Origin of the sequence: Bacteroides sp. ZJ-18, assembly GCF_011038705.2 — a bacterium.
Lineage (GTDB): Bacteria > Bacteroidota > Bacteroidia > Bacteroidales > Bacteroidaceae > Bacteroides > Bacteroides hominis.
On the sequence record NZ_CP072198.1, the window covers coordinates 363,857 to 379,310 of the forward strand.

Consider the following 15,454-nt stretch of genomic DNA (forward strand, 5'->3'; position numbering starts at 1 on the left):
TTATTCGATAACAGAAACGTTGATAATCTTCACATCTTCTTCCGGACGGTCACTGCGGTCCGTTTTTACCTGCTGAATTTTATCAACAACATCCATACCTTCTATAACTTCTCCAAAAACTGTATATTCACCATCCAAATGCGGAGTACCTCCGACGGTAGTATAAGCTTTTATCTGCTCAGGAGTAAAATGAAAATCCGGTTGTTTGGCAGCTTCAGCCTCAGCCTGTATAAACAAAGTATCTTGTAAAGCGAAAAGTCCATCCTGATCGTTAGCCTTACGCATTTTATAGATTTCCTTCATATGTTTCTGTGCCAAAGCATTAAAAGCCTCAGTCACTTTATTCTGATTCTTCTGCTGTTCCATATTCAGAAGAGTCGAATCACTGAACACTTTTCCGGTAACAATATAGAACTGACAGCCGGATGACTCCTTATTAGGATTTACCTCATCGCCCTGACGAGCAGCAGACAAGGCACCTTTCTTATGGAAATATTTAGGATATACAAACTCTGCCGGAACTGTATAGCCGACATCACCCGAACCTAACATCTTACCCTTCGGAGCATTTTTCGATTCCGGATCACCGGCTTGCACCATAAAGTCTTTTATTACGCGATGAAACAGCGTCCCATTATATGTTCCGTCTTCAGCCAATTTAATAAAATTATCTCTGTGTTTTGGAGTCTCATTATACAATTTCACTTTGATATCTCCTAAAGAGGTCTCAATTTTCAATACAGTTTCTTTTTCCATGTTTCCATTTTTCTTTTGTCCCGGTTTACAAGCTACTGCACCGCAAACCAGTATAATTAATAATATCCAAAAATTCTTTCTCATAACGCTTTTATTTAATTTAAGTCTGCAAATATACGACTTTACCTCAAAACCTCTTACCTTTGTAGCTCACAAAAAGAGGCAAAAGCTAACATCATGAGATCCATACTGATAGTTGAAGATGATATTACGTTCGGAATGATGCTAAAAACCTGGTTAGGCAAAAAAGGGTTTAATGTATCATCGGTAAGTAACATTGCACGTGCGCAAAAGCACATCGATGCACAACCGACAGATCTGATTCTTTCCGACTTACGACTTCCCGACCACGATGGCATCCATCTATTGAAATGGATGGGTGAGAAAGAACTTCATATCCCATTGATTATCATGACAGGATATGCAGACATCCAATCAGCAGTACAAGCCATGAAATTGGGCGCGCAAGATTATATTGCCAAACCGGTTAATCCTGAAGAGCTACTCAAAAAAATAACTGAAGCCCTTCAAGTTAAAGAATCCCCTCTTCCACAGGTAGCCCCACATGGTAAAAGTCCCAAAACCAAACAGGAATCCCATTCCTATCTGGAGGGAGAAAGCGATGCAGCCAAACAACTTTATAATTATGTCAGCCTGGTAGCTCCCACTAACATGTCAGTCCTGATCAACGGTGCCAGCGGAACCGGTAAGGAATATGTAGCTCACCGTATTCATCAGTTAAGCAAACGTTGCGACAAACCGTTTATCGCTATCGATTGTGGCTCCATCCCCAAGGAATTGGCTGCTTCTGAGTTTTTCGGACACATCAAAGGCTCTTTTACCGGAGCACTCTCTGACAAAACCGGTGCATTTGTAGCAGCAAACGGAGGTACCATTTTTCTTGATGAAATAGGTAACCTCAGCTACGAAATACAAATTCAACTTCTTCGTGCATTACAGGAACGTAAAATACGTCCTGTTGGTTCAAATACAGAAATAACAGTCGATATCCGTCTGGTATCTGCAACCAATGAGAATTTGGAACAAGCTATCGAAAAAGGAACATTCCGTGAAGATCTATATCATCGGATTAATGAATTCACTTTGCGAATGCCTACGCTGAAAGAACGTGGAGAAGATATCCTTCTTTTTGCCAACTTCTTCCTCGACCAAGCTAATAAAGAACTTGACAAGCAACTTATCGGCTTCGATGCCAACGCTTCAAAAGCACTTCTTGAATATCACTGGCCCGGCAACCTGAGACAGATGAAGAATATAATCAAACGTGCCACACTGCTCGCACAAGGTAGTTTTATTGGTCTCACAGAACTGGGAAATGAGATACAGGAGACGCAACCCTCAACTCCCAAAATGGCATTGCGGGATGAAGATACCGAAAAAGAGCATATAATGGAGGCGTTGCGACAGACAGGCAACAATAAAAGTCGCGCCGCGCAATTACTTGACATTGACCGCAAAACATTATATAATAAATTGAAACTATACGGAATCGATCTTTAACGAACAGCAAGGTGTGGAATATTTCCACACCCCATTCCACACTTTCCACAGTGTTCTACACTATCCTTCATCTTTATCTTTCTTTTAGCATACTGCAAATCAACCGGTTACATCAGGCCTTCCTTTCTGGCACAGCATTTGGGAAATACTCTGTACAAGTGTTTAACCAAATGAAAATAAAACTAAGGAGTTAGTTTTATAGTAGTAGCAATGTTTATGTTTGTTTGTGATGGTTTTTAACCTAGACCTTAACATGAAATTAAAAAAACAGACAATCAAAACTTTTAAAAAGCAATAATTATGAAAAAGTTAGTTTTAGTAGTAGCTATGTTTATGTTTGCTTGTGGATCATTCTTTGCCATGGCACAGGATCCGGTGAAAAAAGATCAAAAGAAAGAGGTCAAAGACACTGTGAAAACCGAACCTAAAAAAGAAGTAGCTGATACAACTGCTACAACGGTCGCAGCACCAGGAGCATTTGCACAGTTTGCCGAATAATAGTAAGCACACTACAACAAAAAAGCCATTCCTACTTCGTCTATTCAGGGAATGGCTTTTTTGCTATATATCTATTTCAAACCCATGCCACAAATTACTATCCGGCACAGGAGCATCGAGTTCTATCAATTCTTTGGATACCGGATGAACAAAACGCACATACCTGGCATGCAGACAGATACTACCATCCGGATTGGAACGTGGAGAGCCATACTTCAAATCACCTTTAATAGGGCATCCCATCTTTGCCAGTTGGCAACGGATCTGATGATGACGTCCGGTCTTAAGGTCAACCTCAAGCAGGAAGTAATTATCCGAACGGCCGATAAGCTTATAGCTCAGAATTGCTTTCTTACTATTGGGAACCTCCTTATCATAAGCATAGCTCTTATTCTGTTTTTCGTTACGTACCAGATAATGTATCAGTTCACCTTCAGGTTGCTTCGGGCAATTTTTCACAACAGCCCAATAGGTCTTTCTGACCTCACTGTTCTTGAACATCTCATTCAGCCGGGATAAGGCCTTACTGGTTTTCGCAAAAATAACAAGACCGCTCACGGGGCGGTCCAGCCGATGGGTTACACCGATAAAGACATTTCCGGGCTTCTGATATTTATCTTTCAGATATTGCTTAACTGTTTCTGAAAGAGGAGTATCACCCGTTTTGTCTCCCTGAACGATTTCGGAAGCGGTCTTGTTAACTACTATAATATGATTGTCTTCGTATACGACGGTCATACCGAATATTACATATTCATACCACCATCAACCTGGATCACTTGTCCTGATACATAAGAAGACATATCAGAAGCAAGGAAAGTAGCCACATTGGCCACATCTTCAGGAGTACCGCCACGGCGCAATGGAATTTTCTTAGCCCATTCAGTTTTCACTTCTTCCGAAAGGCCGGCTGTCATATCAGTGATTATAAATCCGGGAGCAATGGCATTGGCACGAATACCACGAGAGCCAAGCTCCTGTGCGATAGATTTAGCCAAACCAATCATACCGGCTTTTGAAGCTGAATAGTTAGACTGTCCCGCATTACCATGAACTCCTACCACTGACGCCATGTTAATAATGCTTCCTGCTTTCTGACGCATCATAATCGGTGTACAAGCATGAACAAAGTTGAAAGCAGATTTCAGGTTTACGTTGATAACCATATCCCACTGCTGTTCACTCATACGCATCATCAATCCGTCACGAGTAATGCCTGCATTGTTAACCAGAATATCAATACGTCCAAAATCTTTATGAATCTCTTCTACCACCTTTGCAGTATCTTCAAAATTGGCAGCATTCGAAGCATATCCTTTAGCTTTTACACCCATTGCCTCGATTTCTCTCGCTGTGTTCTGTGCATTTTCGTCGATAACAAGATCTGTAAATGCGATATTTGCTCCTTCAGAAGCGAACTTCAAAGCAATAGCTTTACCAATACCACGAGCCGCACCGGTCACAATGGCTGTTTTTCCATCTAATAATCCCATACTAAATTTAAATTATTGATTAATTTTTGTTCTATGTAGTGCACCAAACACGATGTTGGCAACATATCTTTTTCGGGTTTCCATATCCAGGTTCGCCCCGATATGTCCTCGAATATATGGCACCTCGATGCCTTTTACGCAGTAATGTACCAACGCAGCGGTCATTTCCACATCGTCTATATGGAACACCCCTTTGTCTTGTCCTTCCTTCAGCACACTTTTGAAAAGTTGCATTTCTTTTGCATCAAACCTTTTGCGGACTTTCTCCACCCGCCAAATATCTCTGAAGAAGTTGGCACGGAGTGTTCCGTTACGATAAACCACCTCTTTTACTGCATCCAGTCGCGTGTAGATCATCTCTATAATTTTTTTATCAGGAGAGATATCTTTATCTGCCACACGCTTCATCATATCCGACAGAATATCCAGTTCAGACTCTACAACAGCCAAATAAATTTCATCCTTACTTTTAAAATAGGTATAGAGCGTACGCCTACCCTTTTTAGAAGCAAGAGCGATATCATTCATTGTAGTATTCTCCACGCCCATCTTGGCGAAAAGCTGACGGGCAACGTCTACTAACTTGGCTTTTGTTTTTGATACGGTCATAGGTTAATTGCACATTGCTGAATTATTTGTGCAAAAGTAATTCTTTTCTTTCGTCCACACAAGAAAATAAATAAATTATTAACAATTGTACCTGAAAGCACTATGAAAAAAAGTAAAACAGGTCATCGCTGATTTCCAGCAACATAGCATAAAAACAACATTTTTATCGAAAAATAAATATCGAAATATTTGGTAGTTCAAATAAAAGCCGTACCTTTGCACTCACAAAACAGAAACATCGCGGAGTGGAGCAGTTGGTAGCTCGTTGGGCTCATAACCCAAAGGTCGTCTGTTCGAGTCAGGCCTCCGCAACTAAATAGAAGAGAAGAAGTTGTGTCAAAACGCTGACACAGCCTCTTTTTATGCGCAAAGCCCAGACTTTCTCAAGCCCGGGCTTTGTTATTACCCAAAGTTTTCGTATCTTTAGGTATAAAGTTTTTCGTTATGGCAAAGTTACATTTTCGTCCTTACATTCCCAACCAAACCGTTCTTTTTCCACAAAGAATTGATGAAAACATAGCTGCGAACGCCCCGGTCCGCATCGTGAATGCTGTTATTGACAATCTCAATCTTGAGAGTTTCAAGAAGCTTTATAAGGAAACAGGCCGTTGTCCTTATCATCCTAAAATGATGCTTAAGGTGATAATCTACGCCTACATGAACAATATCTATTCTTGTCGTAAAATAGAGAAGCACCTCCTTCGTGACATTCATTATATTTGGCTTGCCGGTAATGAGCGTCCGGATTTTATCACGATCAACCGTTTTCGTAACCGTGTAAAGGAGGAAATAAATAATGTATTTACCCAGTTGGTTCTTGTCCTTGCCGATAAAGGTCTCATCAGCCTTGATGTGGAGTATATCGACGGCACCAAGATTGAATCCAAAGCCAACAAATATACTTTTGTCTGGCGCAAGACAGTCGAACGGAACCGTACGAGACTAATGGATAAAATCCGTATTCTCTTGGAGCAGGTGGATGAAGCCATTGCACAGGAGAACTCTATAAAAGACACATCCGTGGAGTTTACTCCCTGCAGGCTCTCTGACATAGTGGATGGACTTAAAGAAGCCCTGGAACGCCAGCCTGCAACAAAGGATAAGGAAGAAAAGAAAGCCCTGCGCAAAAAGAAGAAGCAGGTCAGGGAACTTGAAGGGTATCGTGACAAGCTGATAGAATACGACAATCACCTTGATACCCTTGGAGAACGTAACTCCTATTCCAGGACCGATCCTGGTGCCACATTCATGCGCATGAAAGAAGATGCCATGAAGAACGGGCAGACCAAACCCGGATATAATCTGCAAATAGGTACTGAAAACCAATTCATCACAGACTTCCGTCTGTTTCCCAACCCTACCGATACACTGACCCTCATACCTTTTTTCCACTCTTTCCAGTACCGCTATAACCGTTTACCGAATATCTGTGTGGCAGACTCCGGTTACGGTTCGGAAGAAAATTACCGGTTCATGCAGGAGAATGGGATAGAAGCCTTCATCAAGTACAATTACTTCCATAAAGAACAGCGTCCCCGTTATACTCCCAACCCGTTCCATGCCGAAAGTCTCCATTACAATGCCCAAGAGGATTATTACGTTTGTCCTATGGGACAGCACATGAACCGTATAGGAACCAAACGTGACAAGACAGCGAGCGGATACATCACCGAAAGTGCCCGGTATAAAGCAGAAAGATGCGAAGGTTGCCCTTTGCGTGGCAGTTGTTTTAAAGCCCGGGGGAACCGTATTATAGAAGTCAACCACCGATTAAATCAATACAAACGGCAGGCACGGGAAAGGCTGCTCTCAGAAGAAGGTATCAAGCATAGAGGCAGGAGGTGTATAGAACCAGAGGCTGTGTTTGGACAAATAAAATACAACATGGCATACAGAAGATTCCGGCATGTGGGAGAAGACAAGGTTACAATGGACTTTGCTTTCTTTGCCATAGCCTTTAATATCAAAAAAATGTGTGCTAAACTGATAAAAGAAGGAAAGGGGCTCATTATAGTTGCCAAATATATGTTTATGGGACTATTTATAACCCGATATAATTGGAATATAGCAACTTGTTGCCAAATGCATGAGGAAAAAGCAGCATAGCCAAAAGAAAATATAGCAGAACTGTAAAATATAAAAGGAGGTTGTGCCAACGTTTTGACACAACCTCTTCTTCATTTTATATCAGAACCAAAAGGATCATGGATTCATACCTAAATTCTTAGGGATTGCCGTTTTATCATTAAGTACCAACTTTAAGACAGTCACCAATAGCTACATTATTCTTAGTACCATCCCCGGATCAGAACAATCTCCCTCAGAAGCATTCATGAGTCCTATTTGTCGGATTACATCCCCCGGTATTGTCAAACGATTCCCCTTGATTACAATTTTGGAAGTAATATCCACCGGAGTTTCTCCTGCCAAATCCTGTGCATATACCGTACGATTCTCCTTTTCTATTGAGAAAGGAAATACCATCGTCACCTCTTTGAAATACCCCAGTAAACCGACAGGCACATCCCAACGATCAATAGATACGGTCACTGCAACTTCTTCTGTTACATATTCACGCCCCAAATTACGCCCTATTGTAACAACAGCTACAGCACCATTGGGATAACGGGACGCCAGCACAAATGGACGAACTTCCAGAGGAGCCCCGGAAACTTCCGGCAATCCCATTCCCCGGGCGACCCGTGCCGGTGCTTCAGCTATCACGTCCGTACCAACCTTACGTCCTTTATTCCAGGTTTCGTTCTCCCATAGCGTCCAATGATCAGTAAGCTTCACGCTATCAATAGCATAAGTTGTATTTCCTACAGAGAAAGGTTCTGCTATCCGATGCCATCTGACTCCACGTACTACTTCATCCAAACGTCGCTTTATATCACGCCCGGTCGGTGGAAATACAAAATCCTGTGTCCCATCCGGCAAAGTTCCTGCAAACGAATGACGCATCACACCAATAGCACAACCCAGCCCCACTGCAATATAAGGTTCATCTTCACAGTTGATAATTCCTTTTGCCCCATTAACGGTCTTATAAGGTAATAGATCACAAATACGCTGAATAGTAATCGGCTGCGCCATAATGTTTTCTACATCATACGTCCGAAAGACATCGCTGAATTCAATAAACTCATTTCGCAAAGCATGTTCTATATATAAATGAGGAGCATACCGTTTGCCCATAGAAGTTAATCTTCTCCTCCATTCTCCATTCCTATCCTCTTTCCCCCAATCCACTTTCCAATAATCAAAACCTGCTTCATTAGCTACCTTTATCCTCCGTTTCCAATATTCTTCCTCAGGAATATCGGCATACTTTTCTGCCTTCTGGGCACAAATCCATCCACCAACACCTTTCCAGCCTTTGCCTTTGATTTTTAAGGATAGCTGCCTTAAACGTTCCACGTCATCTCCACCAAAAGACGGGAAGCGATCCGGACTAAGTTCTACAGTTCCTAAATAAGGATTTGGTGAATCATTAACGCCTTTCGGTATATCCCATGAATCGTCCATTACAAAATAAAGATCTTTCCGGATAGCAGGATAACAATCTACCCAATTCTGATAGGGTCCATCTCCAAATAAATAGTCTTCAGTCATGGCGGCTCTGGTTAGTTCAGTACTTTTATAGCTGACCACATAGCCTTGCAAATTCCACGTACAAAAGTAATCCGGAGCTTTAGATGGAGTATCGGGCACAAGGCTTTTTACTGCACATGGCTGACCTGCAACAGAAATACACATGCTACAAAAAAACAATATCAATAAGTTTTTATGTCGTGTCATATAGGATATTTTTTAGATTAACAAAAACAAATATTGCAAATATAATCATTCTTCTCATCTATCGGACAAGATCATTTCATTCGTTTCATTAAATCTCTCCAAAACGGCAAAATACTCCAATGCCTTACCACTCCAAAAACACGCCATTACTATCGCATTTAGCACCATAATAGTCTACTGCATAAATGGTAAGTATGTAACAGAAAGTATAGCTTTCCACTTCTGATAACAAAAAAAGATGCAACAATAAACTAAACAGTTCTTTTGCTACATCCTTTTCTTCCTGATATACAATCTATCCACTCAAACTTCTCAAAGCCCGAGAAGCAATGCCTTTTTTATTCGTCTTGAAGTACTAAACACCCTTTTTCCTTCATCGTCACATGCAGCACGGCATCCTCCTTCTTAGGAGCCCAAATCATCTTCTTGCATTCCCCTTTCTGGAGCTCATTACGATGATAAGTCTCACTACCTGTCAAGTGTTCAGTACCAATTGTACATTGATGGACACCCCAGTTTCTGACGCCATCCAGATCCAAATAAAGATAGGGAATTATCGATTGAAGAGCATTAAATGTCACGCCATCACCATCAACATAGAGAGCGCGAATCTCACAAGAATCTAAACGTACTTCCCCACTTTGGATATACGTAGCCAAAGAGTCTGTTTTTATCCCGTTCATATTCGTACGCAATCCACGAATGGTATTGGTCAGAAAAGCCAGATTAGCATCCGCTTCTATAGTAAGCTGTAATCCTTTAGCCTGCAACCCCGGAATAAGATATTTCTTTTTCTGTTCAGGAAGATCATAATTAGTCAAATCCAGGCAAATCACCAAAGTATCCGCATCCTGACTGATTTTCAGATATTCAGATTCCGGACTAAATAATCTTGTTTTCCCATCAGTAGATGGCACTACATTCACGCAAGCCTGTTCCAGCCACGCATGACGTGTATCACTTGCATAAACTTTTACGGCACGAACACCGGAAAACTCTGTTTGAAGCAACTTATCCGAAAAAGTGAGTATGTATGAGTCTCTATCAGACTTTTGGAAAGAAATATAAACGACACCTGCCATTAGTATCACGAGTACCGAAGCAAGTATGCCAATAAATATATATGTAGTACGTTTCATAAGATTCTATTTTTTTATTTTTGTTTCATCATAAAGTTACGATACATAACCAGCAGCTCTTCATCCGAAACTCCCAGTGTGTAGAGTTGACGAAATACGTGCTCAAGTTCATCCTTCAAGAAGGTCTCCCGGCGAAGTGAAAGAATCAGATCTTTGGCACCGGCAGAAACAAAATAACCGATACCTCGTTTATTGTAAATGATATTCTGCGACTGAAGATAGTCGAACGAGCGCATGGCCGTATTGGCATTTACCTCTACTATAGCTGCATACTCCCTTACGGAAGGAATACGTTCCTCCTCCTGATACTGCCCGAGAAGTATCTCATCACAGATTCGATCTGCTATTTGCAGATAAATGGCTTTACTCTCTTTAAAATTCATAAACGTAAGAGTTTGTTACATTCGATTAATAATCTCAGATTCCTTGAAACGGAAATACGAAAGTGTCCAATTGATCAGTGTAAAAAGTATTGCTATTGCTGAAAGACAATCAAAAGCTGCTTCCTCACTAATATCCGGATTGAAATTTATGTGATCCGACCATATCAATTTAGCAAATCCGCCAACAATTAACACATAGGCAATAAAAACAATCATTCCTGCAGAAAATGTTTTGACAAAAGAATTCTTAGGCCAGACAGTACTCCCTAATACAAAACAAGACTGAAAGAAAAAATAGCCTGCTATCATCAATACAAACGTATAGGTATGCCTGAACACCGTATAATAACCTGTATTATCACCAAACAAATGAGACAGCGGAGTAACCGCAATCGCATCATTCTCCGGATAAGCTAACGAATACACCAATACCTTTGTATAATCCGCCAGCTTATAGGTAATCAGAAAAACGATTAAGAAAACAACCGTAAATACCAGCCAGCGGGAAAAGAATTTTTCAAACGAAGTGGCAGGAGTCATAAGTACAGAGAGCCGCCCTGTTTTCGATTTCATCCTTTCCATCGTAAACGAAGCACTCAGGCAACCAAACACCCAAAGCCCCCATATAAAAATCATCAGATTAAAACTCCAGGTTATATCGCTATCCTGACTGGCCCGATAACTCAAATATCCATTCCATATCATTATCACCGCCATGGCACCATACATCAACGCGACACGGAGCAGATTTGACTTCCAGTTCTCGATCATCTCTTTACGGCAGAGATTCATAAAACGTGTTTGGCTGAAAAAAGTATCTCTTATCATAATTCTGTTTGTTTAGTGTGGAACAATGCAGATATCCTTTCGGGAACTGCCAAGGTAGCGTTAAAAAGTAATTCAAGATTGATCTCCGAATCATCGCCCGATTCATTAGGCAGAAGCAAGAAATTACCTTGAATAGACGGAGCGGAATATAAAGAAGATTGAAGCAATGTCCGGTCGTCACTCTCAGTAAAAAGCAGTTTATCACAAATGCCCATTACAGATTCGTTCAGTAGCACCCGGCTATTGTCCATAATCAGCACATGGTCCAACACCTTATCAATGTCACGCACCTGATGTGTAGAAATCAAGATCGTTTTATCATCTGTCATACCCGAAGCTATAAACTTCCGGAACTGGCTCTTACCCGGAATGTCCAGTCCATTGGTCGGCTCATCCATCAATAGTAAAGACGTATTTGTAGCAAGCGCAAAGCTCATGAACACTTTCTTCTTCTGCCCCATAGAGAGCGCCCCCAGATCAATATTGATATCCATCTCAAAATAGTGCAGATATTTCACCATATCCTCTTTACTGAAACGAGGGTAAAACGGACTGTTTAACTCTACATAGCTAATTAGCGAAACAGGGGGAAGGTCAAACTCTTCAGGAACCAGGAACATATCCTGCAATGTAACCGGCAGGCGACGGCGCACATCAGTACCGTGATAAAGCACACGGCCACTTTTGGGTGTGAGTAGGCCACTCATGAGATAGAGTAGTGTAGATTTACCTGCACCATTTTTGCCGAGCAATCCGTAAACTCTACCCTTCTCAAGTGATAGAGAGAAGTCATGCAATACGGCACGCTTCGATTTACGATAGAAAAAAGAAAGATTTTCTGCTGTAATCATCTTCATTTATTTATGAGCTTATGTGTATTAGTATAATAGTATACTGCAAAAGTAGACAAATATATGGATACTACAACAAATTCAGCAATATTTTTTCAAACTTTCTTATACAATTCTTATAATCAACACTATAAAGAAACACATTTTATATATACAAAGAAGAGAATAAGATCAACGCAAAAACTGAGAAGCATATGTCTCACTAAATATAATAAGGTGAAAAACAAGCAGACTTATAATTAAGCAAAGGTAGCGGAAAGCACTATAAAAAAGGAGGAGCTAAGAATCACTCTCCACTCCTCCCACACGACAAACAACTAAAATTATTACTATTTGATGCCATCCAATGCACGTTTAGCAGTAGCATTAGCGGGGTCTATAGCCAGAATTTTATTCCAATACTCCTTAGATTCAGGAAGTTTGTTAGCCACCAGATAATAATATCCCAGATAACTGTAACACTCAATCAGTACAGAGTTATATCTCGGATCGTTTTTGTCAACCAGGAATGTGGCTACCTCTTCATAATAAGGTTTAGCCAATCCCTGAGTGGTTTCCGGGTCTAACGCAGAATTGGTGCGTGCCCTCCAGAAGTTACCCAAATAACTATCCGGAGCCACTGTAGCAATTTCAGTAAAAATAGAATCGGCAGAGAGAAGAGCAGCCCTCCGCTCATCTAAAGAAACCGTCAATGTATCCGATTGCGTACCCTTTTCGTAATAAAGCTTTCCAATCTGAAACTGTACGTCAGGGGTACGTTTATCGGCACTCAACGATTCGCTATATTTTTTATAGGCTTCTATCGCCTTTGTAAATTCATTGTTCAATTCATAAGAAGAAGAGACTTCACGCCACAAATCTGTTTTACTCGGATCGAGTGTGATTGCCTGCATATAAGCATCCACCGCTTGATCATACTTTTTTACAGCATTAAGCAAATGACCGAAATACATATAGTCAAGATAAGAAAAATCGGCCTTATCAGACTCTTTAAAGAAAGCATCTGCTGCTTTCATAGCTTCATCATAGCGTTTCAAGTCGGTATAGTTATACATAGCCAAACGGTTGAACGCGGCATCACGCGGATTCTTCTGCAATCCCATCAGAGCTATCTGTAGCGACTTCTCAAAATCATGGTTCAAAAAAAGCGCAAAAGAATACTTCGTCAAATCATCTTCCGTTGCTTCCGGAGTATTGATGAATCGGGCATAAGCTTCAGCCGCTTTATCAAACTTATTATTCAAATAATAAATTTCAGCCAGTTTCTTGTCGGCAGCAACACTCGAAGGATCAATGCTCTTCAGCTGTTCCAGTTTCTCTATGGCAAGTTGTGGACTGGCAGCCTTATACACATCAGCGAATTTCAAATAAGCCTCTTTATAATTAGGATCGAAATAGATAGCCTGTTCGTAAAGCTGACAAGCTTTTCCGGCCTCTTTCTTAGCTACGGCTATATCGCCTTGCAGCACCGATACCGCAGCCGATTTGCTGTCAGCCTTTTGTCCAAGAGCGGCATAAGTTTCCGCTTCACTAATTTTACCAGCTTCCAGATATGCCTGACCAATGGCAGTCAGGAGATCGGTATTTTTTTTATTTTTCCCTTTCAGCAACTGTGCGGCTTCTTCGGAAGCCTGCGCCGGGTTGGTCTGAATCAATTCTTTTACTTTGGCAACCTCGCTGTGCCAATCAGCATCCGCCGATTGCGCAAAAAGCGGACCGGCTGCTACAAATGCTCCTACTAAAAACAGTTGAAATCGTTTCATTGTAATTCAATTTTAGTTATTATTCGTCTTTCACGTCCACAATACGAACCGGCTGGGTAGCCGGAACGAGTCCGGACTTTAATATAATCCGCTGCCCTCTATCAGAAGTGAGAAAAGAAGCGAATCCCCAGGGCAGTGCATTACGGGGATCATTCAGTAATACATAAATAGGGCGTGCTAACGGATAGTTTCCGTAATACAGATAAGCTTGATAGGGCTTGTAACTGTTCTGCGGGGTAGCTATATCGTCTGCACTTACTGACATCACTCTAATCTCATCACGGAAAGACAAGTTTGTGGTATCACTCCGGTTTCCAAGCCAATTGACGCCAATCACTCCGATAGCATCGGGTGTACGTGCTACGTAATCAATCACTTGCTGATTTGTCCTCAGAGCCTTTACATCTTTATCGGATAAAGGAGCTCCTTTGCAGATGGAGTCAACTGCAAAACGTACCGTGCTTGAGTTCTTATTATCAAATACGAGTTGGATATCACCCAGCTTTGAGGTAGGATAAAGCTCTTTCCATGCATGTACCCTTCCTGTCAGAATACGCCGGATATCACGCACCGAAATCAGGGTATCTGTATTTTGCCTGTTGACAATCAGGGCTAATCCGTCAGTAGCCAGCTTTATTTCCCGAGGGAAGAATTTCCGGCTGTGGAAAGAATTCATCTCTTCGGGAGTCAATGTACGAGTGGTAATAGCCAGACGCACACTATCCTTCAGAAGCTGATTGATAGCGTCTACCTCAGTAGTATAACGGGGAACAATTCCGGCCAAAGGAAATAATCCCTCGAATACATCGATTTCCTCTTGAACAATGGGTTGAAAACTTTCGTCAGCGGTAATAGCTATTACTCCCGACGTATAAGTATCCGTCAGTCCGTCCCTGGGTTTTGAATTACAAGCAGATAATACAATCAAAGACCAGGCACTGATTAGCCAGAATTGTTTCTTAGTCATAATTACTGTAGTTTAAAGACAATAGGAACTGTGAAATTTACTGCCACGGCCTTACCGTTCTGTTTTCCAGGAATCCATTTAGGCATCGATTTGATAACACGTATGGCTTCCTTGTCGCAATATGGATCCAATGAACGTGCGATAGTTACATCCCGCACCTGTCCATCCTTACCAACCACAAAACGACAGATCACCTTTCCTTGTGTACCATTCTCGGCAGCAATGGTAGGGTATTTCAGATGTTCACCGATATACCTCATCAATTCTGTGGTTCCACCGGGGAATGTAGGCATCTGTTCTACCATATCGAAAACTTTTTCTTCGGCCGGCTCTGCCTGAGTAACCACTTGTTTCAAATCGGCAATATCCTTACCGTTTGCTTCATCGTTACCCTTCACGTCGGCAATGGATATAGCGACTTTGGTTTGTGTGAGTTCTTCCTGGCTTTTAATCTCATCATCCTCATGTACTTCCTCATCTTTTTTAATGACTGGAGCGGTAAACTTGATAGAACTCTTCAAAGCAGGTGGGGGTGGTGCCACCGGTTCTACTCTCTTCATCTCTTCCTGCTTTATTTCAGGCTCCTCCAATTGCGACAAGGTGGTGACTTCCGTCATTACCTCTTTTTGCTTCGGAGTGGCCATCTTGATTAAAGTCGGAAGACTAAAGCCCACTAAGGCGATTATCAACACAATAACCATTGCCACATTGTGACGTTTGGGTGAATCAGCACGCATTTTATACGCACCATAAGCTTTATTTTTGCCTTTAAAAATCAGCTCACACCATTCAAAAGAAGTTAAATCTATTTTTGCCATTTTAATTTTCTATTTTTTGGTGTTACA

The 15,454-nt window shown here is 41.3% G+C and carries 14 protein-coding genes, 1 tRNA gene and 2 pseudogenes; 5 read left to right on the plus strand and 12 right to left on the minus strand.

The genetic code is table 11. The annotated features are described in order from the left end of the window. The gene (locus G7Y45_RS01515; protein ID WP_005783032.1) at positions 1 to 840 is read right to left on the minus strand and encodes a peptidylprolyl isomerase; all 840 of its coding nucleotides are present in this window, start codon (positions 838 to 840) and stop codon (positions 1 to 3) included. 90 nt (positions 841 to 930) lie between these two features. On the opposite strand from G7Y45_RS01515, the pseudogene G7Y45_RS20095 reads away from it, so the two are divergent. From G7Y45_RS20095 to G7Y45_RS01525, 3 genes and pseudogenes are all read left to right on the plus strand, one after another. Further along, positions 931 to 1,302, plus strand: a pseudogene (locus G7Y45_RS20095) (response regulator); the annotation flags it as partial. Between the two features lie 54 nt (positions 1,303 to 1,356). After that, positions 1,357 to 2,277: pseudogene (locus G7Y45_RS01520) on the plus strand (sigma-54 interaction domain-containing protein); the annotation flags it as partial. Between the two features lie 300 nt (positions 2,278 to 2,577). Continuing rightward, positions 2,578 to 2,775 (plus strand): hypothetical protein, encoded by a 198-nt coding sequence (locus tag G7Y45_RS01525; protein ID WP_032543743.1) that lies wholly within the window; start codon positions 2,578 to 2,580, stop codon positions 2,773 to 2,775. Between the two features lie 63 nt (positions 2,776 to 2,838). Here the strand turns inward: G7Y45_RS01525 and G7Y45_RS01530 are convergent, their stop codons facing one another. From G7Y45_RS01530 to G7Y45_RS01540, 3 genes are read right to left on the minus strand one after another with little or no spacing between them, the layout of a single operon-like run. Further along, on the minus strand, positions 2,839 to 3,513 hold the full coding sequence (locus tag G7Y45_RS01530; protein WP_005783026.1) for an RluA family pseudouridine synthase: 675 nt from the start codon (positions 3,511 to 3,513) through the stop codon (positions 2,839 to 2,841). An 8-nt stretch (positions 3,514 to 3,521) separates the two neighbouring features. Next, positions 3,522 to 4,268 (minus strand): 3-oxoacyl-[acyl-carrier-protein] reductase, encoded by a 747-nt coding sequence (gene fabG, locus G7Y45_RS01535; protein WP_005783025.1) that lies wholly within the window; start codon positions 4,266 to 4,268, stop codon positions 3,522 to 3,524. 12 nt (positions 4,269 to 4,280) lie between these two features. Continuing rightward, positions 4,281 to 4,877 carry a TetR/AcrR family transcriptional regulator gene (locus G7Y45_RS01540; RefSeq protein WP_005783024.1) on the minus strand — a complete coding sequence of 199 codons (597 nt, stop codon included), beginning with the start codon at positions 4,875 to 4,877 and terminating at the stop codon, positions 4,281 to 4,283. A gap of 239 nt (positions 4,878 to 5,116) precedes the next feature. Here G7Y45_RS01540 and G7Y45_RS01545 point away from each other — a divergent pair. Further along, positions 5,117 to 5,189: transfer RNA gene (locus tag G7Y45_RS01545), tRNA-Met, on the plus strand. A 132-nt stretch (positions 5,190 to 5,321) separates the two neighbouring features. Further along, on the plus strand, positions 5,322 to 6,983 hold the full coding sequence (locus tag G7Y45_RS01550) for an IS1182 family transposase (protein WP_165018062.1): 1,662 nt from the start codon (positions 5,322 to 5,324) through the stop codon (positions 6,981 to 6,983). A 171-nt stretch (positions 6,984 to 7,154) separates the two neighbouring features. Here G7Y45_RS01550 and G7Y45_RS01555 read toward each other — a convergent pair whose 3' ends face one another. The 8 genes from G7Y45_RS01555 to G7Y45_RS01590 all read right to left on the minus strand — a co-directional run bounded on the left by G7Y45_RS01555 (position 7,155) and on the right by G7Y45_RS01590 (position 15,427). Continuing rightward, positions 7,155 to 8,678: a hypothetical protein gene (locus G7Y45_RS01555; protein ID WP_044299986.1), complete on the minus strand. Its 1,524-nt coding sequence runs from the start codon at positions 8,676 to 8,678 to the stop codon at positions 7,155 to 7,157. Between the two features lie 338 nt (positions 8,679 to 9,016). Beyond that, on the minus strand, positions 9,017 to 9,817 hold the full coding sequence (locus G7Y45_RS01560) for a hypothetical protein (RefSeq protein WP_165018015.1): 801 nt from the start codon (positions 9,815 to 9,817) through the stop codon (positions 9,017 to 9,019). 14 nt (positions 9,818 to 9,831) lie between these two features. Beyond that, complete coding sequence (locus G7Y45_RS01565) at positions 9,832 to 10,200, minus strand: GntR family transcriptional regulator (protein WP_005811098.1); 369 nt, start codon at positions 10,198 to 10,200, stop codon at positions 9,832 to 9,834. Positions 10,201 to 10,215: 15 nt separating this feature from the next. Then, entirely contained in the window at positions 10,216 to 11,028 is an 813-nt protein-coding gene (locus G7Y45_RS01570; RefSeq protein ID WP_005811100.1) for a hypothetical protein, read from the minus strand. Continuing rightward, on the minus strand, positions 11,025 to 11,879 hold the full coding sequence (locus G7Y45_RS01575; protein WP_032530226.1) for an ATP-binding cassette domain-containing protein: 855 nt from the start codon (positions 11,877 to 11,879) through the stop codon (positions 11,025 to 11,027). Before G7Y45_RS01575 ends, G7Y45_RS01570 begins: the two co-directional genes overlap by 4 nt. 329 nt (positions 11,880 to 12,208) lie before the next feature. Next, on the minus strand, positions 12,209 to 13,642 hold the full coding sequence (locus tag G7Y45_RS01580) for a lipopolysaccharide assembly protein LapB (RefSeq protein ID WP_165018019.1): 1,434 nt from the start codon (positions 13,640 to 13,642) through the stop codon (positions 12,209 to 12,211). 19 nt (positions 13,643 to 13,661) lie between these two features. After that, positions 13,662 to 14,609, minus strand: a complete 948-nt coding sequence (locus tag G7Y45_RS01585) for a PstS family phosphate ABC transporter substrate-binding protein (protein ID WP_022011258.1) — start codon at positions 14,607 to 14,609, stop codon at positions 13,662 to 13,664. A gap of 2 nt (positions 14,610 to 14,611) precedes the next feature. Then, the gene (locus G7Y45_RS01590; protein WP_005783011.1) at positions 14,612 to 15,427 is read right to left on the minus strand and encodes an energy transducer TonB; all 816 of its coding nucleotides are present in this window, start codon (positions 15,425 to 15,427) and stop codon (positions 14,612 to 14,614) included. Positions 15,428 to 15,454: the final 27 nt, after the last annotated feature.

Coding starts and splice junctions, on each gene's coding strand:
- G7Y45_RS01515 (WP_005783032.1), bottom strand. CDS start 840: ATGAGAAAGAATTTTTGGATATTATTAATTATACTGGTTTGCGGTGCA.
- G7Y45_RS01525 (WP_032543743.1), top strand. CDS start 2,578: ATGAAAAAGTTAGTTTTAGTAGTAGCTATGTTTATGTTTGCTTGTGGA.
- G7Y45_RS01530 (WP_005783026.1), bottom strand. CDS start 3,513: ATGACCGTCGTATACGAAGACAATCATATTATAGTAGTTAACAAGACC.
- fabG (WP_005783025.1), bottom strand. CDS start 4,268: ATGGGATTATTAGATGGAAAAACAGCCATTGTGACCGGTGCGGCTCGT.
- G7Y45_RS01540 (WP_005783024.1), bottom strand. CDS start 4,877: ATGACCGTATCAAAAACAAAAGCCAAGTTAGTAGACGTTGCCCGTCAG.
- G7Y45_RS01550 (WP_165018062.1), top strand. CDS start 5,322: ATGGCAAAGTTACATTTTCGTCCTTACATTCCCAACCAAACCGTTCTT.
- G7Y45_RS01555 (WP_044299986.1), bottom strand. CDS start 8,678: ATGACACGACATAAAAACTTATTGATATTGTTTTTTTGTAGCATGTGT.
- G7Y45_RS01560 (WP_165018015.1), bottom strand. CDS start 9,817: ATGAAACGTACTACATATATATTTATTGGCATACTTGCTTCGGTACTC.
- G7Y45_RS01565 (WP_005811098.1), bottom strand. CDS start 10,200: ATGAATTTTAAAGAGAGTAAAGCCATTTATCTGCAAATAGCAGATCGA.
- G7Y45_RS01570 (WP_005811100.1), bottom strand. CDS start 11,028: ATGATAAGAGATACTTTTTTCAGCCAAACACGTTTTATGAATCTCTGC.
- G7Y45_RS01575 (WP_032530226.1), bottom strand. CDS start 11,879: ATGATTACAGCAGAAAATCTTTCTTTTTTCTATCGTAAATCGAAGCGT.
- G7Y45_RS01580 (WP_165018019.1), bottom strand. CDS start 13,642: ATGAAACGATTTCAACTGTTTTTAGTAGGAGCATTTGTAGCAGCCGGT.
- G7Y45_RS01585 (WP_022011258.1), bottom strand. CDS start 14,609: ATGACTAAGAAACAATTCTGGCTAATCAGTGCCTGGTCTTTGATTGTA.
- G7Y45_RS01590 (WP_005783011.1), bottom strand. CDS start 15,427: ATGGCAAAAATAGATTTAACTTCTTTTGAATGGTGTGAGCTGATTTTT.